Here is a 21,128-nt window from a genome sequence, read left to right as displayed (position 1 = left end):
CGAGGTTGAACAGTTGGTGGCATGCAACGGATACCGGAACTCTTCGCCAGGATGACCGGGGACGAGAAGCACGAGTGGGCGGCGGCCTCCACGATCGACGTGCTCTGGGTCCTCTACGACCGCGTCCTCGACGTCACGCCCGCCACCGCCGACCACCCCGACCGCGACCGGTTCCTGCTGTCCAAGGGGCACGGCCCGATGGCGTACTACGCGGTCCTCGCGGAGAAGGGGTTCATCGACGAGTCCACTTTGGACGATTGGACGTCGTGGGACAGTCCGCTCGGCCAGCACCCCGACCGGGTGCTCGTGCGCGGGGCGGAGATCAGCAGCGGTTCGCTCGGGCACGGGCTGCCGATCGCGGTGGGAACGGCCATCGGGCAGCGGATCGGCAAGAGCAGGGGCCGCACGTTCGTGCTGGTCGGTGACGGTGAGCTGGACGAGGGCAGCAACCACGAGGCGATCGCGGTGGCGGCGCGGCTCGGGGTCGCGAACCTGACCGCGATCGTGATCGACAACCAGTCCGCCATGCACGGCTGGCCCGGCGGCATCGCCCGGCGGTTCGCCGTCGAGGGGTGGCAGACCGCCGAGGTCGACGGCCGCGACCACGACGAGATCTTCGCCGCGCTGTCCGCCCCGCACGACCGCCCGTACGCGGTGGTCGCCAAAGTCGAGAGGAGCTACTGATGACGACCATGCGGGAGGCCTTCGTCCGGACCGTCAACGACGGGATCGCGCAAGACCCGCGGATCGCCGTGGTCACCGCGGTGATCTCCAGCAACGAGTTCCCGCAGGAGAACGAACGCGTCGTGGACGTCGGGATCCGCGAGCAGACGATGGTGGGCGTGGCGAGCGGGCTGGCGCTGACCGGGCTGCGGCCGGTCGTGCACAGCTACGCGCCGTTCCTGGTCGAACGGCCGTACGAGCAGATCAAGCTCGACATCGGCCATCAGGACGTCGGCGCGGTGTTCGTGAGCATCGGTGCGTCCTACGACGACCCGGTGTGGGGGCGCACCCACCAGTCGCCCGGCGACGTGGCGCTGTTCGACACGCTGCCCGGCTGGACCGTCCACGTGCCGGGGCACCCGGACGAGGTGGCCCCGCTGCTCGAGCAGGCGTTGCAGGACGACAACCGGGTGTACGTCAGGCTTTCGCTGCACGAGAACACCAGGGCGTACCCGGTGGGTGAGGGGTTCACCGCGGTGCGTCACGGCAAGCGCGGTGTCGTGCTCGCCGTCGGGCCGATGCTCGACCGGGTGCTCAAGGCGGTCGACTCCGAGAACGCCGACGTCACGGTGCTCTACGCGGCCACGGTCCGACCGTTCGACTCGGACGGACTGCGCAGGGCGGTGGAGGAGACCGACCACGCCGACGTGATGGTGGTGGAGCCGTATCTCGAAGGAACTTCTTCTCATCTCGTGTCCGAGACACTGCAACAAATCCCGCACCGCATTCGTTCTACAGGCGTCAAACGACACGCAGAGCTCCGCAACTACGGCACGGCCGAGGACCATGACGCGGCGCACGACCTCGACGTGGTCGGGCTGGGGAGCGCTGTGCGGAGTTTCTTCAGGGGGTGAAGAAACATGTTCGCGGTCATGGGGGATGACTGGACCGGCGCACCGTCTCGCGCGGTGTGAGAGGTGGGCGCACGGCCGGGCGGGATGCCCGGTCGTGCGCCCCTTCGCCCGTCCCCCGCAGGTCCGATGTGGACGAGATCGCGTTCCGGCGAGGCCGCGGAGGGCCCGCGTGGCCGACGAGGAATGATGTTGCGCGTGAGAATGCTGATCTGGACCCCGTTGAACGCCGCCGAGCTGCAGCAGGCCATGCACAGCGGCAACGTGGGCCCCGCGGCGCTCGTCCCGGTCCAGTCCGGCACGGTGCTGTTGCCCCCACCGGCCACCAAGCTCAGCGAGGCCGCGTACATGGCGAACGGGGTGCGCAAGATCGGCGGTGGCGCCGCGCTGGCGGTGTGGAACGGCGACGCCGCCCTGCTCTACCTCTTCACGACGGCGCTCGGCCGCGCCTCGATGTGGGGCTCGCGCGAGGCCGTGCTGCGGCTGTCCGCCGAGGCCAAGCAGTCGGGGCTCGCCGGCAAGGTCTTCGACCGCTCGACCGCGAGCCTGCTCAACCTGCGCGAGAAGGAGAAGTGGCAGCTCGACGCGATCGACAAGCTCACCGCGCTGCACCCGCAGGCCAGCCGCAAGGGCGCGCTCGAACGCATCCGCGACTTCCACAACGCGGGCGGGGCGATCCCCGGCTTCTTCCGCGCGGCGGGGCTGCCGGAGGTCGCGCAGGTCGCCGAGCTCACGGAGGAGGGCCGCGCCGACTTCGTGCTGCGGACGCTCGAGGCTCCGCACGCGAAGAAGTGGCCGCTCGCGCTGGTCTTCCCCCTGATCGTGCTGACGGCGCTGGTCACGGTCCTGCTCAACGTCGCGGCGGTTGTGTACTACGTCGTCGCCGGTGTGCTCGTGGTGCTGGCGGCCGGGCTCATGGTGGTGCTCAGGCGGCAGCTCGTGCGCACGAAACCGATCAACACCGTGTTGCCGGTCATACCGGTTACGCAAGGTGCGGTCCCGACCGACTAACCTGGACGTCGTGGCACGTGTCGTCGTACTTGACTATGGCTCCGGCAACCTGCGCTCCGCCGAGCGCGCGCTTCAGCGGGTCGGCGCCCATGTCGAGGTGACGTCGGACCCCGACGCCGCGCGCGAAGCCGACGGGCTGGTCGTGCCCGGCGTCGGCGCGTACGCGGCGTGCATGGAGGGACTCAACTCGGTGCGCGGCGCCCGCATCATCGGCGAGCGCCTCGCCGGCGGCCGTCCCGTGCTCGGCATCTGCGTGGGCATGCAGATCCTGTTCGAGCGCGGCATCGAGCACGGCGTGCTGACCGAGGGCTGCGGCGAGTGGCCCGGCACCGTCGAGCGGCTGGAAGCCCCGATCGTGCCGCACATGGGCTGGAACACCGTCCGCGCGCCGGAGGGGTCGAAGCTCTTCGCGGGCCTGGACGAGGACACCCGGTTCTACTTCGTGCACTCCTACGGCGTGCGCAAGTGGGAGCTGGAGGCCGCCGACCACATCAGGCCGCCGCTGGTGACGTGGGCCGACCACGCCGGCGACGAGTTCGTGGCGGCGGTGGAGAACGGGCCGCTGTGGGCCACCCAGTTCCACCCGGAGAAGTCCGGCGACGCCGGGGCGCACCTGCTGCGGAACTGGCTGACCAGCCTGTCCTGACGTCCGGGAGCACCCGGCCGGGCCCGCTCGGCGGGACGCTAGGCTGCTCGGGTGACGTTCACACTCCTCCCCGCTGTTGACGTGGCCGACGGTCGTGCCGTCCGGCTCGTGCAGGGCGAAGCCGGTACCGAGACCAACTACGGTGAGCCGCTCGACGCGGCCCTGCAGTGGCAGCGCGACGGAGCGGAGTGGATCCACCTCGTCGACCTCGACGCGGCGTTCGGCCGCGGCTCGAACCGCGAGCTCGTCGCCAGGGTCGTCGGTGAGCTGGACGTGAAGGTCGAGCTGTCCGGCGGCATCCGCGACGACGCGTCGCTGGAGGCCGCGCTGGCCACCGGCTGCGCCCGCGTGAACCTCGGCACGGCCGCGCTCGAGGACCCGGAGTGGTGCGCGAAGGCCATCGCCGCCCACGGCGAGAAGATCGCGGTGGGGCTGGACGTCCGCATCACCGAGCAGGGCCACCGGGTCAAGGGCCGCGGCTGGACGTCCGACGGCGGCGACCTCTGGGAGGTCCTCGACCGGCTCGACCGCGACGGCTGCGCGCGCTACGTCGTGACGGACGTGTCGAAGGACGGCACGTTGAAGGGCCCGAACCTGGAGCTGCTCAGCGAGGTCTGCGCCCGCACCGACGCGCCGGTGATCGCGTCCGGCGGTGTGTCCAGTGTGGACGACCTGGTCGCGCTGGCGAAGCTGGCGCGCGACGGCGTGGAGGGCTCGATCATCGGCAAGGCCCTGTACGCGGGCGCCTTCACGCTCCCGGAAGCACTCGCTGCGGTCCGTTGACGACCTTCTCGATGTGAGCGGCCGCGGCCGCGTGCGTGACACCGGTGTTGTGCAGCACGTCGGCCGCGGTCCCGTCCTCGGCGAGCAGCACACCGAGCAGGATGTGCTCGGTGCCGATGAACATGTGCCCCATCCGCAGCGCCTCGCGGACGGCCAGTTCGAGCGACTTCTTGCAGTGCGCCGAGTACGGCTGCTTCTCCGGCCGTTGGCGGGGCTCCTTCTCCAGCCGGTTGAGCACGGCGATGCGCGTGCTGCCGTCGCCGGACTCGAGCTTCGCGATCGTCTTGGCCGCGAGGCCGCCCGACTCGTCGAGCAGTCCCAGCAGCAGGTGCTCGGTGCCGATGCGCTCGCTGAACCGCGCGTGGTGCCGCGCCAGCGCGATCACCCGGCGGGAGCGCTGGGTGTAGCGCTCCATCGTCGGTTTGCCACCCAGATCGGGTGATTCCCTGGGCACGAACCGCTTCTGTGCGGCCTGCTTGGTGACGCCGAGGCTCTCCCCGATCTCGGCCCAGCTCGCGCCGCCGCGGCGGGCCTCGTCGACGAAGTGGCCGATGAGGTGGTCGCCGAGCTCGCTGAGCTGACCGCTCATCTCGACGGCCTTCGCGAGGCGCACGAGGGAGTCGTCGGCCTCGCGGGCGACCGTGACGATGAGATCGGTCAACTGGATCACCCGTCAACTCTAGGTTGACGTTGAGGACGTGGTCAACCTCAGGTTGACGCGGTGATCTCGATACCGACCGTTCCGGTCCTGCCGCGCCGGAGCTTGCTGCCGAACACGGTGATCCAGCCGAACAGCCCGTACTTCTTCACGATGCGCGAACGGACCTCGTCGCTCGCGTCGTCGTCCAACAGCCGTGCGCGCGCCTTGACCGACTCGCCCTTCGGGTTGCCCCGCACGTCGCACGCCCCGATCTCGACGTCGCCGTTGCGCCGGATCCGCTTCACCTTGCCGGTGTCCTTCGCGCTCCAGGCGTGCAGCACGTCGCCGGGGCCCGCGACCACCCAGACCGGGGTGGGCACCGGGGTGCCGTCCTTGCGGAACGTCGTCAGCAGCAGGTACTTGCCCTCGCCCAGTGCGGTGATCACACCGATGAGCCTAGCCGCGCCGAAGGAGAACCGACTATTTCGCGCCGGCTTGTAGACAACGGGGCCCTCTCCGGCGACCCCTCATGGAGACGCGGCGAAAGGGCGGCACGGATGGGCAACGCGTGGATGGTGGCACTCGGTCTGGTGCCGGTCGTCTCCGTCCTGGTCCGCGAGCTCGTCGCCCTGCACCGCTACCGGGCCCGGAGGACGAGCATCGAGAACGTCGTGCGGCATCTCGGCCCCGGTGGCCGCGTCGTGGATCGAGATCCTGATGGGGCGGTCATCGAGGTGACCCTGGACCGAGCGGTGGACATGTCGTCACGCGGGCGCCGAGGTGGATCGGCGACGTGAGCCACACGCCTTCGCACGGCCCGCCGCACGAGCGGCCCGCCGGTGACTCGGCCACGTTCGGAGCGTTCTACGAGGGCACGGCAGAACAGGTCATGGCCACGGTGTGCCGCATGACGAAGGGCGATCGGTTCCTCGCGGCGGACGCCGTGCAGGACGCCTACCTGGAGATGTTCCGGTGCTGGTCGAAGCGGCAGGCGCACCTCCGGGACGACAACCGCAAGTACGTGGTGGGAATCGCCGCCAACAAGGTCTGCGACGTGTACCGGCGCCGGCAGAGGCTCGCCGAGCTGGACGAGGACCTCGACGCCGTCTCCTTCGAGGACGACGTGGTCGACCGGCTCGACGAGCACGCCGCGCTCTCCGCCGTGAGGGAGTTGATAGACCGCCAACCCCCTCGGCGGCGCGTTGTCGTGACCATGTACTTCCTCGAGGAGGTCGAGTACGCCGACATCGCGAGATCCGTGGGCATCACGGAGTCGACCGTGCGCACGCAGGTCGAACGGTTCTTCAAGCTGGTGAAGCCGCTGACGGACAGGTTCACCGACATGCGAGGAGGCGAACGATCATGACCGATCGTCACCACGACGCCACCCGCGAGCTGGTCCGGCGCGCGCACGAGGCGGATCCGGCGCCTGTCCGGCTCGACACCGCGGCGGGGCTGGCCGCTCTCCTCGACCGTGCCGGGAACGCCGGCGAGGCCGCCGCCGGGTTCGATCGTGCGCGGGACGCCGGCGGAACCCGGCAGGCGCTCGCACGCACGTGGGCGTACCGGCTGAGCGGCGTGCCCGGCGCTGTGCCGCCGGAGAGCGAGCTCGGAGCGGGGTCGAGGGCGAGGAGCACCGCTGAGGCGTGGTTCGACGAGGTGGTCATGTCGTCGAGGAGCGGAGTTCTGCTCGTCGGGCCGGACGGACGGTTGCTGCGCGCGAACGAGGCGGTCGGCGACGTCCTCGGCCGCGGACCGGACGAGCTGGCCGGGCTGTCGCTGCTCGAACTCGCGGCACCGGACTCGATGGAACCGCTCCGCGCCGTGCTGTCACAAGTGCGCGATGGCACGTCCGGCCGTTTTCGGCAGAGGCTGCGGATGGCGGGTGCGGGTGGCGAGGCGGTACCGGTCTCGCTCGCCGTGTCACTGCTCCGCGGTGCTGCGGACGAGCCCGGTCACCACATCGTGGTGATCGAGGGTGACACGGAGCCGGAACCGCCGCCGGACGCGTTCGGCGGGCAGCCGCGGTACGACCCGCTCACCGGGCTGCCGGACCGGACGGCCTTCAGCGCTCGCCTCGGAGCGGTGCTGCGCGGAGCCGATCGGCGGCACGGCATCACGCTGTTCCACCTGGGCCTCGACGGGTTCGACCTCGTGTGCGACGCCCTGGGTCGCCACGCCGGTGATGCGCTCCTGCGGCACGCCGCGCAGCGGTTGGAATCGATCATGGCGCGGGAGAGCGCGGTGGTGGCGCGGCTGGGCGACGGCGAGTTCGGGGTAGTCGTGGAGAACTCCTCGCAGACGCCGGGCATCGCGGCCGTCATGGACGAGATCGGTGCCCACCTCGCCGAACCGGTCTACGTGGACGGCAACGGCCTCGCGGTGTCGGTGAGCGCGGGGGTCGTGCACCTGCCGCCGCACGACATCGATCCGGCGGAGCTGTTGTCCGCCGCAGGCTCGGCGCTGCGCAGGGCCAGGTCGGCCGGGCGTGGGCAGTGGCGCCTCTTCCACCCCGGTCAGGCCGCGGACGACCGGCTCGACCAGGCGCTCGCCGTCGTCATGCCCGGTGCGTGGGAGAGCGGCCAGATCGGTGTCCGCTACCGGCCGGTGCGGAGCCTGCGCCTCGACGTACTGGTGGCGGTCGAGGCCGAGCTGTGCTGGGAGCACCCCGGTTTGCCCGAACCGCTGCCGCACGGCAGGTGCGCGGCGCTGGCCGAGCGGACGGGTCTCGTCCTCGCGCTGGGGGAGTGGCTGCTCCGGCTCGCCTGCGGCGAGGTGCGGCGGTGGTGGGGCAGGCAGCCCGGCGGACCGCTGGCCGTGCGGCTGACCGCGCACCAGGCGACCGACGCGACCCTGGTCAGGCGCGTCGAGCGGGCGTTGGACGAGACCGGGTTCGAAGCACACCGGCTGATGCTGAGCATGCCGGCGGGCGCCCTGTCCGAAAGCGACGCCGTGGACAACCTGACAACGCTGGCGGGTGTGGGCGTCTACACGATGCTCGACGACTTCGGGCTGGGGCCGTGGGAGGTGGCTGCCGTGCAGGACCTGCCGGTGGCCTGCGTGCGACTTCGGCGCGGCCTGTTGCCGGGCAGGGCACCGCACGTGACGACGCTGCTTTCGCTGCTGCACCAGGAAGGGGTGGCGATCGCGGTGGACGGGATCGACTCGGCCGAGATCGCCGGGTGGTGGCGCGACGCGGGCGCCGACTTCGGTGCCGGCGACTTCGTCGGCACCGCCATCGCGCCCGCGCGGCTGGGAGAGCTGCTCGAACTGCGGTGACGGGCTGGTCGGCGCCGTGCGGGAACGACACCTATGTAGGCTTTCCCGCATGTCCGTCGCGGTCCGTGTCATCCCCTGTCTCGACGTCGACCGCGGCCGGGTGGTGAAGGGCGTGAACTTCACCAACCTCGTCGACGCGGGCGATCCGGTCGAGCTGGCCAGGGCGTACGACGCCGAGGGCGCCGACGAGCTGACGTTCCTCGACGTGACGGCGTCGAGCGGCGACCGCGAGACGACGTACGACGTGGTGCGCCGCACTGCCGAGCAGGTGTTCATCCCGCTCACGGTCGGTGGCGGCGTGCGCAGCCCCGAGGACGTCGACAAGCTGCTGCGCGCGGGCGCGGACAAGGTCAGCCTCAACACGGCCGCCATCGCCCGGCCGGAGCTGCTGCGGGAGTGCTCGGAGCGCTACGGCGCGCAGTGCATCGTGCTCTCGGTCGACGCCCGGCGCTTGCCCGGCGGCACCGGCTTCGAGGTCACCACGCACGGTGGCCGCACCGGCACCGGCATCGACGCGGTGGAGTGGTCGGCGCGCGGTCAGGAGCTGGGCGTCGGCGAGATCCTGCTGAACTCGATGGACGCCGACGGCACCAAGGCCGGGTTCGACCTCGAGCTCATCGAGCTGGTGCGGCGCGAGGTCGACGTGCCGCTCATCGCGAGCGGCGGCGCGGGCGCGGTCGGCCACTTCCCGCCGGCGGTCGCCGCCGGCGCCGACGCCGTGCTGGCCGCCAGCGTGTTCCACTTCGGGCAGCTCCGCATCGGCGAGGTCAAGGACGGCCTGCGCCAGGCGGGCGTCGTGGTGCGGTGAAGCCCGTCGAGGTGCGGGTCGCCTCGGCGGTCGCGTTCGGCGGGGCACTGGTGTTCCTGGTGGTGGGGCTGGTCCTGTGGCGCTCGACGGGCGACGCGGACGTGCTGAAGCTGCCGTCGTTCACCGCAGCGGTGGAATTGGCCGTGGCCGCGGCGTTGTTGTTGCGCATGCGCGTCATGCACTACCCGGCGATGATCGTGTTCATCCTCGTCGCGCTGCTGCACCTCGTGATCACACTGGCCGACGGACCGGCGTGGACCCGCGCCGCGTCCGGCGTGCTGGCCGCAGTGCACCTCTACGGCGTGGTCCTGCTGAACACCGGACCCGCTCGCGAACACCTGGGAGGACCCCGTTGAGCAGCCCGCTCGATCCCGCCGTCTCAGCGCGGCTCAAGCGCACCCCGGACGGCCTGGTGTGCGCGGTCGCCCAGCAGCGCGGCACCGGCGAGGTGCTCATGGTGGCCTGGATGGACGACGAGGCCCTGCACCGCACCCTCACGACCCGCCGCGCGACCTACTACTCGCGCAGCCGCCGGCAGCTGTGGGTGAAGGGCGAGACCTCGGGCCACACCCAGTACGTGCACGAGGTGCGGCTGGACTGCGACGGCGACACGCTGCTGCTGGTCGTCGACCAGGTGGGCGCCGCCTGCCACACGGGCGACCGCACGTGCTTCGACGCCACGGTGCTGCTCGCCGACGCGTGAGGGGCTAGTTGTCGATCTCGCCGGTGAGGTAGCGCTGCATGTTCGGCGCGATCGCCTTCACGAGGGTGTCGGGGTCGGTCGAGGCCAGCGGTTCGAAGCGGACCACGTAGCGGACGATCCCGAGCCCGACGAGCTGCGTGGCGCACAGGGTGGCGCGCAGCTCCCGCTGCTCGGCGCCGATCGCGGCGAGCAGGTTCTTGAAGATCGCGTTGATGAAGAACGACTTCAGCGCGTCCGCCACCTCCTGCTGGCTGGTGACGCTGCGGATCAGCGCGGCGAACGTGCCGCCGCCGTTCGCGTCCCAGACGGTGACGAAGGTGCGGATGATGCGTTCACCCGCCTGCTCCACCGGGCCGTCGAGCAGGCGCTTGAGGATCTCGGACGGGTCGAACGGGAGCTGCAGCACCGACTGGGCGAACAGGCCCTCCTTGCCGCCGAACCAGTGGTTGACCATGGCGGCGTCCACGCCGGCCCTGGCGGCGATCGCGCGGACGGTCGCGCCGTCGTAGCCCTTCTCGACGAAGGCCTCGCGCGCGGCGGCGATCAGCGCGGACCGCGTGTCCTCGCCCGCGGCGCGGCGGCCTCGGCGTTTCTGGTTCACTTGCTCCACACGGGTCATATTTCAACACATGTTGAATTTATGCAACAATGCGACCATGGTGAGCGTCATCGGGGCTGTGGCCGCCGCTGGTCTGGGGGCCGTGAGCCCCACGCGTGAGGAGTTCCGCGAACTCGCGGTCAACCGCCGGGTCATCCCGGTGGTGCGCAGGCTGCTCGCGGACGCGGAGACCCCGGTCGGCCTCTACCGCAAGCTCGGAGCGGACCGGCCTGGCACGTTCCTGTTCGAGTCCGCGGAGAACGGGCGCTCCTGGTCGCGGTGGTCGTTCATCGGCGTGCGGTCCTCGGCCGCCCTCACGGCGACCGGCGGCGAGGCGTTCTGGACGGGCACGCGCCCGGTCGGCCTGCCCGACGGCGGTGACCCGATGCAGGCGCTGCGCGAGACCATCGAGGTGCTGCGCACGGACCCGCTGCCCGGTCTCCCGCCGTTGACCGGTGGCATGGTCGGCTACATCGGCTACGACGCCGTGCGGCGGCTGGAGCGGCTGCCCAGCATCGCCGAGGACGACCTGAAGCTCCCCGAGCTGGTCATGCTGCTCGCGACGGACCTGGCCGCGCTCGACCACCACGAGGGCACCGTCACGCTCATCGCGAACGCCATCAACTGGGACGACTCCCCGGAGCGCGTCGACGAGGCGTACGAGGACGCGGTGCGCCGCCTCGACGAGATGACGACGGCGCTGCACACGTCCGCGCCGCCGACCGCCGCGGTCTTCTCGCGGCCCAAGCCGGAGTTCCGGCGCCGCCGCTCGCAGGCGGAGCACTTCGCCGCCGTCGAGAAGGCCAAGGAGGCCATCCGGGCGGGCGAGGCGTTCCAGATCGTCGTGTCGCAGCGGTTCGAGATCGAGACGGAGGCCGACGCGCTCGACGTCTACCGGGTGCTGCGCACGACGAACCCCAGCCCGTACATGTACCTGCTGCGCCTCGACGGCTTCGACATCGTGGGCTGCAGCCCCGAGGCGCTGGTCACGGTGCGCGACGGCAAGGCGACCACGCACCCCATCGCGGGCACCCGCTGGCGCAGCGAGGACCCGGAGGAGGACGCCCTGCTCGAGAAGGACCTCCTCGCCGACCACAAGGAACGCGCCGAGCACCTGATGCTCGTCGACCTCGGCCGCAACGACCTGGGCCGCGTCTGCAAGCCGGGCTCGGTGAACGTCGTCGACTTCTTCAAGGTCGAGCGGTACAGCCACGTCATGCACATCGTGTCGACCGTGACCGGTGAGCTGGCCGAGGGCAAGACGGCCTACGACGCGGTCGCCGCGTGCTTCCCGGCCGGCACGCTGTCCGGTGCGCCCAAGCCGCGCGCGATGGAGCTGATCGAGGAGCTGGAGCCCACGCGGCGCGGCCTGTACGGCGGCGTCGTGGGCTACTTCGACTTCGCGGGCGACGCGGACACCGCGATCGCCATCCGCACGGCCCTCGTCCGCGACGGGGTGGCGTACGTGCAGGCAGGCGGCGGCATCGTGGCGGACTCGGACCCGCTGGCCGAGGACAACGAGTGCCTGAACAAGGCGGGCGCGGTGCTGGCCGCGATCGCCACCGCGCAGACGATGGCGCCGGCCGTTGACCGGTAGCCGTCCACTGTGGATCGCCGCGCTCCTGCTCGTGGGCGCGGCGGGTGCCTTCTGGGGCGCGGGAACGGTGCCGGTCGCGCTGCTCTGCCTCGCGTCCGTCGCGGCGGTCGTCGCGCTGAGCGGCGCGGCGCGCCGGGTCCTGGGCGCGCTGCTGGTCGTCGTCGGCATCGCCGCCGCGTTCTCCGGCCACTGGCTCGCGCTCGCCGGTGGCGTGCTCGTGGCGGGCTCCGGCGCGCTCCAGGTGGCTCTCGGGGCCCGGATGCCGAAGATCGGTGTGGGCGGGCAGAAGGCTCGTGCGCACGAGCCCGAGACCGACATGTGGCGCGCTTTGGAGCGTGGCGACGATCCCACCGACGACAGGACCCCCGGCGGACATTCCTCGAACGAGTGAAGATCATTCATCCGCATTCACGCATGTGACACGTGCACGACCTCGGTTAGCTGCGTGGACACCGAACCCCCGGTGGCGAAGGCGTTACTCCGCCGGGGTTAGCATCCCCGTAGCGGGAAGGGGAGCAAGACTGTGACGGTTCTCGAGTCGATCCTCGAAGGTGTGCGTGAGGATCTCGCCGCTCGCGAGGCTCAGTTGTCCTTCGACGTCGTCAAGGAGCGCGCGGCCAAGGCTGCCCCTCCGCTCGATGTGATGTCGGTGCTGCGCGGGCCGAACGTGGGTGTCATCGCCGAGGTCAAGCGCCGCAGCCCCTCCAAGGGCGCGCTGGCGGAGATCCCGGAGCCGGCCGAGCTCGCGGCCTCGTACGAGGCCGGCGGCGCGTCGGTGATCAGCGTGCTGACCGAGCAGCGCCGCTTCGGCGGGTCGCTGGCGGACTTCGACGCCGTCCGCAGGGCGGTCAAGATCCCGTTGCTGCGCAAGGACTTCATCGTGTCGCCCTACCAGGTGCACGAGGCGCGCATGCACGGCGCGGACCTGGTGCTGCTGATCGTGGCCGCGCTGGAGCAGAACGCGCTGGTGTCGCTGCTCGACCGCGTCGAGTCGCTCGGCATGACGGCCCTGGTCGAGGTGCACACGGCCGAGGAGGCCGACCGCGCCCTGGAGGCGGGGTCGTCGGTCATCGGGGTGAACGCGCGCAACCTCCACACGCTGGAGGTCGACAAAGACGTTTTCGGCAGGATCGCTCCGGGACTACCCTTCGAGACGATCAAAATCGCCGAATCGGGCGTGACCGGCCCCGGCGACCTGATGGCTTACGCCGGTGCGGGCGCTGACGCGGTGCTCGTCGGTGAAAGCCTCGTGACCAGCGGCGACCCCAAGGCCGCCGTGAACAAGCTGGTGACCGCCGGCTCGCACCCCGCGTGCCCCCGGCCCAGCCGATAACAGCGCTAGAGGAGCTACCCGATGGGCCAGTTCACGCCCACGCCGCACGATCCCGACGCACGTGGCCACTTCGGCCCGTGGGGTGGCCGGTTCGTCCCGGAGGCCCTGATCGCGGCGGTGGACGAGCTGGCGGCCGAGTACGACAAGGCGCGGCTGGACCCGGACTTCGTCGCCGAGTTCCAGCGGCTGCTGAGGGACTTCGCGGGCCGTCCGTCCCTGCTGACGGAGGCCGCGAAGTTCGCGGAGCACGCCGGCACGCGGGTCTTCCTGAAGCGCGAGGACCTGAACCACACTGGCTCGCACAAGATCAACAACGTGCTCGGCCAGGCGCTGCTGACCAAGCGCATGGGCAAGAAGCGCGTGATCGCCGAGACCGGCGCGGGCCAGCACGGCGTCGCGACGGCCACCGCCTGCGCGCTGCTGGGCCTGGACTGCGTCGTCTACATGGGCGAGGTCGACACCGAGCGCCAGGCGCTGAACGTCGCCCGCATGCGCCTGCTCGGCGCCGAGGTCATCCCGGTCAAGTCCGGCTCGCGCACGCTGAAGGACGCGATCAACGAGGCGTTGCGCGACTGGGTCACCAACGTCGACGAGACGCACTACCTGCTCGGCACGGCCGCGGGCCCCCACCCGTTCCCGCTGCTGGTGCGCGACTTCCACCGCGTGATCGGCATCGAGGCGCGCGAGCAGGTCCTGGAGAAGGCGGGCCGCCTGCCCGACGCCGTCGTCGCCTGCGTCGGCGGCGGGTCGAACGCGATCGGCATCTTCCACGGCTTCATCGACGACGCCGACGTCCGCCTGATCGGCATCGAGCCCGGCGGCTCCGGCCTGGACAGCGGCAGCCACGGCGCCACGCTGACCGCCGGCACGCCCGGGTCGCTGCACGGCGCGATGTCGTACGTGATGCAGGACGAGGACGGCCAGATCACCGAGGCCCACTCGATCTCCGCCGGGCTCGACTACCCCGGCGTCGGCCCTGAGCACTCGCACCTCAAGGACATCGGCCGCGCCGAGTACTTCCCGGTCACCGACGCCGAGGCGATGGAGGCGTTCGCGCTGCTGTCGCGCACCGAGGGCATCATCCCGGCGATCGAGTCCTCGCACGCGCTCGCGGGCGCGCTGAAGCTCGGTCCGTCACTCGGTGAGGACGGCCTGCTGGTCGTGAACCTCTCCGGCCGCGGCGACAAGGACATGGACACGGCCGTGGAGTACTTCGGCCTCGCTGACGGGGGTCGGGCCTGATGTCGCTGGCAGACGTTTTCGCCACCGCGCGCGCCGAGTCGCGTGCCGCTCTCATCGGCTACCTGCCCGCGGGGTACCCGACGATCTCCGGGTCCCAGCACCACCTCCGCTCGATGGTGGAGGCGGGCTGCGACCTGGTCGAGGTCGGCCTGCCGTTCTCCGACCCGGTGATGGACGGCCCCACCATCCAGGCCGCCGCCGAGCAGGCGTTGTCGGCGGGCTTCCGCGTGCGCGACCTGTTCGACGTGGTCTCCTCCGTGTCCGAGGCCGGCGGGCGCGCGGTCGTCATGACGTACTGGAACCCCGTGCTGCGGTACGGCGTGGACGCGTTCGCCCGCGACCTCGCGTCCGCCGGTGGCCTCGGGATCATCACCCCTGACCTCGTGCCGGACGAGGCCGACGACTGGATGGCGGCTTCGGCCGCGCACGGCCTGGACCGCACCTTCCTGGTGGCGCCGTCGTCCACCGAGGAGCGCATCGCGATGACCGCGAAGGCGTCCTCCGGCTTCCTGTACGCCACCGCCGTCATGGGCGTGACCGGTGCTCGTGACGTCGTGTCCTCCGCCGCCCCCGCGCTGGTGGCACGGGTCCGTGAGCACACCTCGCTCCCGGTCGGCGTCGGGCTGGGCGTGCGGTCCGGCGCGCAGGCCGCCGAGATCGCCGGGTTCGCGGACGGCGTCATCGTCGGATCCGCGTTCGTGTCGGCGGTGGCGGAGGGCGAGGGCGCGGTCCGCGCTCTGGCCGCCGACCTGGCCGAGGGCGTGCGCTCGGCCGCCGCCACCGTCTGACGTTCACCGTCCGGCGCCGTTCTCCTGCGAGCCGCTCGGCCTTCGGGCCGGGCGGCTCTTGCTCGCTTGGAGCTCCTCCAAAGGATGACGGGAAATCGAACGCCTGATCGAGTGAACCCGCGGCTGATCGGGGCACAACTCCCTCCGAGAGCCGGTCTGACCTGCGATCGTCTCGTCATGCACCAGCCAGCCACTCGTCCGGCGTGCCACACTGGTACTCGCCGGGCGGTTTTCGGAGGTGATGCCCTGTGGCAGCTCCAGCAGAAGCGGCACCAGCCGACTACCTGCTGCCGAGGCACGTGGGCCCTTGGTCGCTCGACGACGTCCTGTCGTTGCCCGAGGACAACAGCCAACGCATCGAGCTCGTCGACGGGATGCTCCTCGTGAGCCCGCTGGGGTCCTACCGGCACCAGAACCTGGTGTTCGACGCCGCGGCCGCTTTGCGCGCCGCCTGCCCGGACCACCTCCAGACCACGATCGAGCTGAACGTCCTGCTCTCCAGCGGGCGTCTGGTGATCCCCGACTTCACGGTCGTGACGCCCCGGGAAGCGGGAGTCATGTTCCCGGTCTCCGACGTGGTGCTCGTCGGTGAGGTGTTCTCACCGAGCACGCGGCTCAACGACGAAGGCCTGAAGCGCAGCCTGTACGCCAAGGCGGGCATCGCGTACTACCTGATGGTCGACCCGGAGCCACGCGTCGTCGAGGCGACGTTGCTGGAGTTGCAGGGTCCCCAGTACGTCGAGATCGCGAGGAGCGTGAACGGCGTCCTGGAGATCGAGCGGCCGTTCCCGGTCACCATCAAGTTCTAGCCGTAGAGCCACTCCAGTCGTTCGTGCAGGTCAGCAGGGGTCCACGAGGCGAACATCGCGTCACGGGCCGCGGCAGCCCCACCGGCTGGGTGGTAGACCTCCCGACCCATCAACCGTGAGGCGTGGTGGACGCGCGCAGTGCGTGAGCGACGCATGGACGCATACAGCGCAAAAGAGCCAACCACGTCCCGGGAGTTGAACACGGAGGAGAGGCACACGGCGTCCTCCAACGCCTGACAGGCGCCCTGGGCGGCGTACTGCAACACGGGATGGGCGGCGTCGCCGAGCAGCACGACGCGCGAGTCCTGCCAGTTCGGGATCGGCGGGCGGTCGCACAGCACCCACGCCCGCCACTCGTTGGCGAGCTCCATGATCCGCGCAGCGTCGTCGCACAGCGGCTCGAAGTGCTTCATCACCTCGGCGTGCTCGACGGGTTTGCCGGTCATGGGCTCGGTGGCGCCGTTGTCCGTGGTGGCCACGAGGTTCACGTACCGCCCGCCGGCGATGACGTACCACACGACGTGATAGCGCGGTCCGGCCCAAAGCGTGACGACGTTCTCCTTCAACGAGCGCGGTACGTCCTGGGCGGGGATGACGGCGCGGAAGGTCGTGTGCCCGGACACCGGTGGATCCCCGTCGCCCACGAGCTGCCGCCGCACCGCGGACCGCAGTCCGTCGGCACCCACCATCGCCGCACCGCGCACCGGATCACCCGACCGCAGCACCGCCGTGACGCCGCCGGCGTCCTGCCGGTAGGCCTCGACACCGCTGTTGACCCGGAGCTCGACGAGCTCGTGGTTCTGGCAGGCGTCGAGCAACGGCGTGAGCACGTCGTTGCGGTGCACCACCGCGTACGTCCCGAACCGCCGCTGGAAACCCTCGTCGAGCGGCAGCCCGGCGATCTTGCGCCCGGAGATCCCGCACCGCAGCCGCAGCTCGTCGACGTGCACGGCCCGCGACCGCACCACCGCCCCCACGCCCAGGGAGTCGAGCATGCGGAACCCGTTGGGCCCGATCTGGATGCCCGCACCGACCTCCTCGAACACCGCCGCGGCCTCGAGGACCGTCACGCGCTGCCCGGCCCTGGCGAGCCCGAGCGCCGTCGCCAGGCCGCCGATACCGCCGCCGACCACCAGTACCGTCATGCCCGACCTTCCGCGCGTCCGTCACAGGCGTGTCCGAGTATCTCGGGCCGGCGATCACGAAGCCCCTAAGGTCGCCGGGCTCGGTAACGATCGAGCGTCCGGGCGAGCCGCGCACGGGCTCACCGGTACGGTGGTCGACGTGTTGAACGGGTTGAACGCCGTCCTGGCCACGATCCCGAGCCCAGACCGTGGTGTTTGGTATCTCGGTCCGCTCCCCATCAGGGCCTACGCGCTGTGCATCATCGCCGGCATCATCGTCGCCATCTGGTGGGGTGAGCGCCGCTGGGTCGCCCGTGGCGGCATCAAGGGCGAGGTCACCGACATCGCCGTGTGGGCGGTGCCGTTCGGCCTGGTCGGCGGCCGGCTCTACCACGTCATCACGGACAACCAGAAGTACTTCGGGCCGGGCAAGGACCCGCTCGCGGCGCTGGAGATCTGGAACGGTGGCCTCGGCATCTGGGGCGCCATCGCGCTGGGTGGCGTGGGTGCGTGGATCGCGTGCCGGCGCAGGGGCATCCCGCTGCCCGCCCTGGCGGACGCGCTCGCGCCCGGCATCGTGGTGGCGCAGGCCATCGGGCGGCTCGGCAACTACTTCAACCAGGAGCTCTACGGCGGCGACACGACGTTGCCGTGGGGCCTGGAGATCTACCGCCGCGTCACGCCGGAGGGGCGTGAGGACGCGCTGGCCGGCGTCGCGATCGACCACACGCCGATCCAGGTCGTGCACCCGGCGTTCCTCTACGAGCTGCTGTGGAACCTCGGTGTCGCCCTGCTGATCGTGTGGGCGGACCGGAAGTTCCGGCTGGGCCACGGGCGGGTGTTCGCGCTCTACGTCGCCGGGTACACGGCCGGTCGGTTCTGGATCGAGCTGATGCGCACCGACGAGGCGACGCTGGTCTTCGGCACGCGCGTGAACGTGTTCGTGTCGGCGGTGGTCTTCCTCGGCGCGGTCGCCTACTTCGTCATCGCCCGGTCCCGCGGTGGGCGTGAGGACGTCGCGGCGCTGCGGAGCACCGCGGAGCCGGTGGAAGCCGCCGAGGGGGAGGCCCCGGCGAAGGCCGACGTCGTGGAGGCGAGCGACGAAGGCGCCGAGAAGAAGAACTCCCCGGAGTCGGTCAAACCGGAGTGATCTGTGCGCGTGCTCGTCGTCGAGGATGACGACCGGGTGGCCAGGGGCCTGCTGACCGCGTTGCGGCACGCCGGCTACGAGGTGCATCGGGTGGCCACGGCCGCCGACGCGCTGCGTGCCGCGCCCGCCGACGTGGTGCTGCTCGACCTCGGTCTGCCCGATGGCGACGGCCTGGACGTGCTGCGCGAGCTGCGGCACCGTCCGGGCACCGCAGTCATCACGGTGACGGCCCGCGGTGAGGAACGCGAGCGCGTGCTCGGCCTGCGCGCGGGCGCCGACGACTACGTGGTGAAGCCGTTCGGCACGTCCGAGCTGCTCGCGCGCATCGAGGCGGTCCTGAGGCGCACCCGCACCCACCGCGCCGGTCCGGAGAGCGACGGCCCGGTGCGGGTGGGCCCGCTGCGGCTCTCGGCGTCGACGCGGGCCGTCACGCTGGACGGCGTGCCGCTGTCGTTGACCCGCAAGGAGTTCGACCTGCTCGCCCTGCTCGCGACGCGGGCGGGCGAGGTGGTGAGCCGCGACTTCATCGTGGACCAGGTCTGGCAGGCGCACTGGGAGGCGCCGTCGCGGACGCTGGACACGCACATCGCGGCGTTGCGGGGGAAGCTCGGCGAGCACGTCAAGATCGAGACCGTCCGGGGTGTGGGGTACCGGCTCGCCACGTGACGAGCGTCCGAAAGACATCCACAGGCCGGTGCGGAACAATCTCCGCTGATGCTCCGCCGACTGCTCGTCATCACCGTTCCGCTGCTCGTCGCCCTGGTCGCGGCGCTCGGCATCCCGTTGGCGTCCGCGGTGGTGCAGCGCGAGACGCAGACCACCTACCTCGACCGCCTCGGTGACGCGAGCCGGTTCGCCTCGCTCGGCGAGAGCGCGCTGCAGTCCGGCCGGCTGGAGGCCCTCAGCCAGGAGATCCAGCGCTACGACCACCTCTACGACATCCCCGTCGCGCTCATCAGCGCCGACAAGGGGATCGTGCTGACGTCCCGGCAGGGGTTCGACCCGAGTGCCGATCCCGAGGTCACGCGAGCGCTCAACACCGCGCTGAACGGCGGTGTGCGGCCGGAGCCCGGCTACACGGGCTGGCCGTGGCGCACCGGGCCGCTGGTCGTCGTCGAACCGGTCGGGCGGGACAGCGAGGTCGTGGCCGCGGTGGTCACCATCTCGCCGACGCGCGGGCTGCGCACCGAGGTGCTGCGCCAGTGGGGGCTCATGGCGTTGGCGGGCCTCGCGCCGATGCTGGCCGTGGTCGCCGCCGCCTGGCCCATGTCGCGGTGGGTGCTGCGGCCCGTCAGCAGGCTCGACGAGGCCACCGCGGCGGTCGCCCAGGGCAACCTCGACGTGCGGGCGGACGAGGTGGGCGGGCCGCCGGAGCTCAGGAGGCTCGCGAAGAGCTTCAACACCATGGTCGACGTGGTCGGCAGGGCGCTGAACCGGCAGAGGGCGTTCGTCGCCGACGCCTCGCACCAGCTCCGCAACCCGCTGGCCAGCCTGCGGCTCGCCGTCGACAACCTCGAACCGCACGTGCGGGACGAGCACGGCAGGGAGGCCCACCAGATCGCCGTCGACGAGGCCGAGGAGATGGGCCGCGTGCTCGACACGCTCCTCGCGGCGACGCGGCTCGACAGCGCCCGGCGGACCGAGCCCGTCGAGATCGACCAGCTCCTCGCCACGCACCGGCCGGGCTGGCAGGCGCTCGCGAGCATGGCCGGGGTGCGGCTGCGGGTCGACGTGCCGGCGGGTCTCACCATGCAGGAGCCGCCGGGCGGGCTGGGCAGCGTGCTGGACGAGCTCGTCAGCAACGCCATCCGGCTCGCCGGCGCGAGCGAGGTCGTCGTCACCGGCAAGCCCGGCGAGCTGCACGTCATCGACGACGGCGACGGTCTCGGCGACGAGGAGCGGGAACTGGCGCTGCAGCGGTTCTGGCGCGCCACCAAGCACCAGAACATCGCGGGCACCGGGCTCGGCCTCGCGATCTGCGCCGAGCTCATCGAGTCGGCGGGCGGCACGCTCACGCTGCACGACGCCGGTCCCGGGCTGGACGCGAAGATCTCCCTCAGCGCTTCACGGAGCGGAACCAGCGCGTAGCGCCGTCGTGCAGCGGCACCTGGCCGGTGGCGATGCCGGTGCGGACGTTGATCCGCGACGCCTCCGGGTGCCCCTCCACGATCCGCGCCGTCTCGGTGAACACCGTGCGCGTCACGACCTCCACCACGTCCGCGCTCAGCGACTCGCGCGCCAGCAGCAGGTTCGGCACCGCGAACGTGCGGTTCGGCGGCACGCCCTCGTAGGTCGTGCTGGGGATGGTCGCCGGGATGTACGGGCCGGGGTGCGCGTCGGCCAGCGCCACCGCCTCGGCGGGGATGTCGACCAGCCGCACGTCCCCCTCCAGGTCGGTGATCGCGGGCGTCGGGATGCCGGTCAGCGCCAGCATCGCGTCGAGTGACCCCTCGGCGACGCGGCGTGAGGCCTCCGCGTGCGCCATGCGTTCGTCCACCGCGGACACGCGGAAGAACTCCAGCATCCGCTTGGCGGTGAACTCCGTGCCGGAGCCGGTGGGCCCCACCGAGATCCGCTTGCCGGCGAGGTCGGCGAAGGTCCGGATCGGCGACGCCGCCGGCACGGCGATCTGCAGGAAGCTGTCGTAGAGCCTGCCGACCGCGCGGACGCTCTGCGGGTCGTCGATCGGGTCCAAAGAGGACAGCGCGAGCTGCGCGTGACCGGAGCGCAGCAGTTGCAGGTTCTCCACCGACGCGGCGGTCGGGATGGCGGTCACCTTCGTGCCGGGGAACTGCTCGGCCAGCGCGGCCGCCAGCGCTCCGCCGACCTCGCGGAAGACGGCGCCCTCCGGACCGGTCGCGAGCACCAGCTCGGCGGGTGCCTCGACCCTGCGCGGGGTGCACCCCACCAGTGCGAACGAGGCCCCTACCAGAAGGGTGCGACGGCTGAGCGACACCGGCGAAGCCTAGCTGTTACGTCAGGGCTGTCTGAAGTTTCCGGACGTCGCCTTGTCGGGGTGCGTGGCGCGGCTCACCCTCCTACC

General features: G+C 71.3%; 25 protein-coding genes. 20 read left to right on the top strand and 5 right to left on the bottom strand.

Annotated elements, in window-relative coordinates; translation table 11 throughout:
* Positions 1–21 precede the first annotated feature (21 nt).
* The 5 genes from BMW88_RS10985 to priA all read left to right on the top strand — a co-directional run bounded on the left by BMW88_RS10985 (position 22) and on the right by priA (position 4,014).
* Complete coding sequence (locus BMW88_RS10985) at positions 22–684, top strand: thiamine pyrophosphate-dependent enzyme (protein ID WP_245777705.1); 663 nt, start codon at positions 22–24, stop codon at positions 682–684.
* The gene (locus tag BMW88_RS10980) at positions 684–1,577 is read left to right on the top strand and encodes a transketolase family protein (RefSeq protein ID WP_089950539.1); all 894 of its coding nucleotides are present in this window, start codon (positions 684–686) and stop codon (positions 1,575–1,577) included. Before BMW88_RS10985 ends, BMW88_RS10980 begins: the two co-directional genes overlap by 1 nt.
* Positions 1,578–1,772: 195 nt before the next feature.
* Entirely contained in the window at positions 1,773–2,585 is an 813-nt protein-coding gene (locus tag BMW88_RS10975; protein WP_143116034.1) for a hypothetical protein, read from the top strand.
* A 10-nt stretch (positions 2,586–2,595) separates the two neighbouring features.
* Positions 2,596–3,231 carry an imidazole glycerol phosphate synthase subunit HisH gene (gene hisH, locus BMW88_RS10970; RefSeq protein WP_218148033.1) on the top strand — a complete coding sequence of 212 codons (636 nt, stop codon included), beginning with the start codon at positions 2,596–2,598 and terminating at the stop codon, positions 3,229–3,231.
* 51 nt (positions 3,232–3,282) lie between these two features.
* Complete coding sequence (gene priA, locus BMW88_RS10965) at positions 3,283–4,014, top strand: bifunctional 1-(5-phosphoribosyl)-5-((5-phosphoribosylamino)methylideneamino)imidazole-4-carboxamide isomerase/phosphoribosylanthranilate isomerase PriA (protein ID WP_089950537.1); 732 nt, start codon at positions 3,283–3,285, stop codon at positions 4,012–4,014.
* Here the strand turns inward: priA and BMW88_RS10960 are convergent.
* Complete coding sequence (locus tag BMW88_RS10960; protein WP_245777704.1) at positions 3,980–4,684, bottom strand: Clp protease N-terminal domain-containing protein; 705 nt, start codon at positions 4,682–4,684, stop codon at positions 3,980–3,982. The genes priA and BMW88_RS10960 overlap by 35 nt on opposite strands.
* Positions 4,685–4,722: 38 nt before the next feature.
* Positions 4,723–5,100 carry a PPOX class F420-dependent oxidoreductase gene (locus tag BMW88_RS10955; protein ID WP_245777703.1) on the bottom strand — a complete coding sequence of 126 codons (378 nt, stop codon included), beginning with the start codon at positions 5,098–5,100 and terminating at the stop codon, positions 4,723–4,725.
* A gap of 111 nt (positions 5,101–5,211) precedes the next feature.
* On the opposite strand from BMW88_RS10955, the gene BMW88_RS10950 reads away from it, so the two are divergent.
* The 6 genes from BMW88_RS10950 to hisI are packed head-to-tail and all read left to right on the top strand — an operon-like array spanning position 5,212 to position 9,444.
* On the top strand, positions 5,212–5,451 hold the full coding sequence (locus BMW88_RS10950) for a hypothetical protein (RefSeq protein ID WP_089950535.1): 240 nt from the start codon (positions 5,212–5,214) through the stop codon (positions 5,449–5,451).
* Positions 5,448–6,020, top strand: a complete 573-nt coding sequence (locus tag BMW88_RS10945) for an RNA polymerase sigma factor (RefSeq protein ID WP_089950534.1) — start codon at positions 5,448–5,450, stop codon at positions 6,018–6,020. Before BMW88_RS10950 ends, BMW88_RS10945 begins: the two co-directional genes overlap by 4 nt.
* Complete coding sequence (locus tag BMW88_RS10940) at positions 6,017–7,933, top strand: diguanylate cyclase domain-containing protein (protein WP_089950533.1); 1,917 nt, start codon at positions 6,017–6,019, stop codon at positions 7,931–7,933. Before BMW88_RS10945 ends, BMW88_RS10940 begins: the two co-directional genes overlap by 4 nt.
* Positions 7,934–7,982: 49 nt before the next feature.
* Positions 7,983–8,741, top strand: coding sequence for an imidazole glycerol phosphate synthase subunit HisF (gene hisF / locus BMW88_RS10935; protein WP_089950532.1), 759 nt, complete (start codon positions 7,983–7,985; stop codon positions 8,739–8,741).
* The gene (locus tag BMW88_RS10930) at positions 8,738–9,097 is read left to right on the top strand and encodes a hypothetical protein (RefSeq protein WP_089950531.1); all 360 of its coding nucleotides are present in this window, start codon (positions 8,738–8,740) and stop codon (positions 9,095–9,097) included. The genes hisF and BMW88_RS10930 overlap by 4 nt, the downstream gene beginning before the upstream one ends.
* The gene (gene hisI / locus BMW88_RS10925) at positions 9,094–9,444 is read left to right on the top strand and encodes a phosphoribosyl-AMP cyclohydrolase (RefSeq protein WP_089950530.1); all 351 of its coding nucleotides are present in this window, start codon (positions 9,094–9,096) and stop codon (positions 9,442–9,444) included. Before BMW88_RS10930 ends, hisI begins: the two co-directional genes overlap by 4 nt.
* Before the next feature lie 4 nt (positions 9,445–9,448).
* Here hisI and BMW88_RS10920 read toward each other — a convergent pair whose 3' ends face one another.
* Entirely contained in the window at positions 9,449–10,063 is a 615-nt protein-coding gene (locus tag BMW88_RS10920) for a TetR/AcrR family transcriptional regulator (protein ID WP_089950529.1), read from the bottom strand.
* A gap of 37 nt (positions 10,064–10,100) precedes the next feature.
* Here BMW88_RS10920 and BMW88_RS10915 point away from each other — a divergent pair, with 37 nt between their 5' ends.
* The 6 genes from BMW88_RS10915 (at position 10,101) to BMW88_RS10890 (ending at position 15,811) form a co-directional block, all read left to right on the top strand.
* Positions 10,101–11,639 (top strand): anthranilate synthase component I, encoded by a 1,539-nt coding sequence (locus tag BMW88_RS10915; RefSeq protein WP_089950528.1) that lies wholly within the window; start codon positions 10,101–10,103, stop codon positions 11,637–11,639.
* Positions 11,629–12,030 (top strand): Trp biosynthesis-associated membrane protein, encoded by a 402-nt coding sequence (locus BMW88_RS10910; protein ID WP_089950527.1) that lies wholly within the window; start codon positions 11,629–11,631, stop codon positions 12,028–12,030. The genes BMW88_RS10915 and BMW88_RS10910 overlap by 11 nt, the downstream gene beginning before the upstream one ends.
* A 132-nt stretch (positions 12,031–12,162) precedes the next feature.
* The gene (gene trpC, locus BMW88_RS10905; protein ID WP_089950526.1) at positions 12,163–12,972 is read left to right on the top strand and encodes an indole-3-glycerol phosphate synthase TrpC; all 810 of its coding nucleotides are present in this window, start codon (positions 12,163–12,165) and stop codon (positions 12,970–12,972) included.
* Positions 12,973–12,993: 21 nt separating this feature from the next.
* Positions 12,994–14,214 (top strand): tryptophan synthase subunit beta, encoded by a 1,221-nt coding sequence (trpB, locus tag BMW88_RS10900; protein WP_089950525.1) that lies wholly within the window; start codon positions 12,994–12,996, stop codon positions 14,212–14,214.
* Positions 14,214–15,002 carry a tryptophan synthase subunit alpha gene (gene trpA / locus BMW88_RS10895; RefSeq protein ID WP_089950524.1) on the top strand — a complete coding sequence of 263 codons (789 nt, stop codon included), beginning with the start codon at positions 14,214–14,216 and terminating at the stop codon, positions 15,000–15,002. The genes trpB and trpA overlap by 1 nt, the downstream gene beginning before the upstream one ends.
* A 248-nt stretch (positions 15,003–15,250) precedes the next feature.
* Positions 15,251–15,811, top strand: coding sequence for a Uma2 family endonuclease (locus BMW88_RS10890; RefSeq protein ID WP_089950523.1), 561 nt, complete (start codon positions 15,251–15,253; stop codon positions 15,809–15,811).
* On the opposite strand, the gene BMW88_RS10885 is transcribed toward BMW88_RS10890, so the two are convergent.
* On the bottom strand, positions 15,808–16,956 hold the full coding sequence (locus BMW88_RS10885; protein ID WP_089950522.1) for an FAD-dependent monooxygenase: 1,149 nt from the start codon (positions 16,954–16,956) through the stop codon (positions 15,808–15,810). The genes BMW88_RS10890 and BMW88_RS10885 overlap by 4 nt on opposite strands.
* Positions 16,957–17,086: 130 nt before the next feature.
* Between BMW88_RS10885 and lgt the strand changes: the two genes are divergently transcribed.
* Genes lgt through BMW88_RS10870 form a run of 3 tightly spaced genes read left to right on the top strand, consistent with a single transcriptional unit; the run spans position 17,087 to position 20,173 of the window.
* Complete coding sequence (gene lgt, locus BMW88_RS10880) at positions 17,087–18,085, top strand: prolipoprotein diacylglyceryl transferase (protein ID WP_425434643.1); 999 nt, start codon at positions 17,087–17,089, stop codon at positions 18,083–18,085.
* A 3-nt stretch (positions 18,086–18,088) separates the two neighbouring features.
* Positions 18,089–18,751, top strand: coding sequence for a response regulator transcription factor (locus tag BMW88_RS10875; protein WP_089950520.1), 663 nt, complete (start codon positions 18,089–18,091; stop codon positions 18,749–18,751).
* 48 nt (positions 18,752–18,799) lie between these two features.
* Complete coding sequence (locus BMW88_RS10870; RefSeq protein WP_089950519.1) at positions 18,800–20,173, top strand: sensor histidine kinase; 1,374 nt, start codon at positions 18,800–18,802, stop codon at positions 20,171–20,173.
* Here the strand turns inward: BMW88_RS10870 and BMW88_RS10865 are convergent.
* Entirely contained in the window at positions 20,142–21,041 is a 900-nt protein-coding gene (locus BMW88_RS10865) for a TAXI family TRAP transporter solute-binding subunit (protein ID WP_089950518.1), read from the bottom strand. The genes BMW88_RS10870 and BMW88_RS10865 overlap by 32 nt on opposite strands.
* Positions 21,042–21,128: the final 87 nt, after the last annotated feature.

The organism is Lentzea xinjiangensis, assembly GCF_900110955.1.
In the GTDB taxonomy this organism is placed as follows: Bacteria; Actinomycetota; Actinomycetes; order Mycobacteriales; family Pseudonocardiaceae; genus Lentzea; species Lentzea xinjiangensis.
The sequence above is the reverse complement of the archived record's forward strand: the minus strand, read 5'-3'. Positions and strand labels throughout refer to the sequence as shown.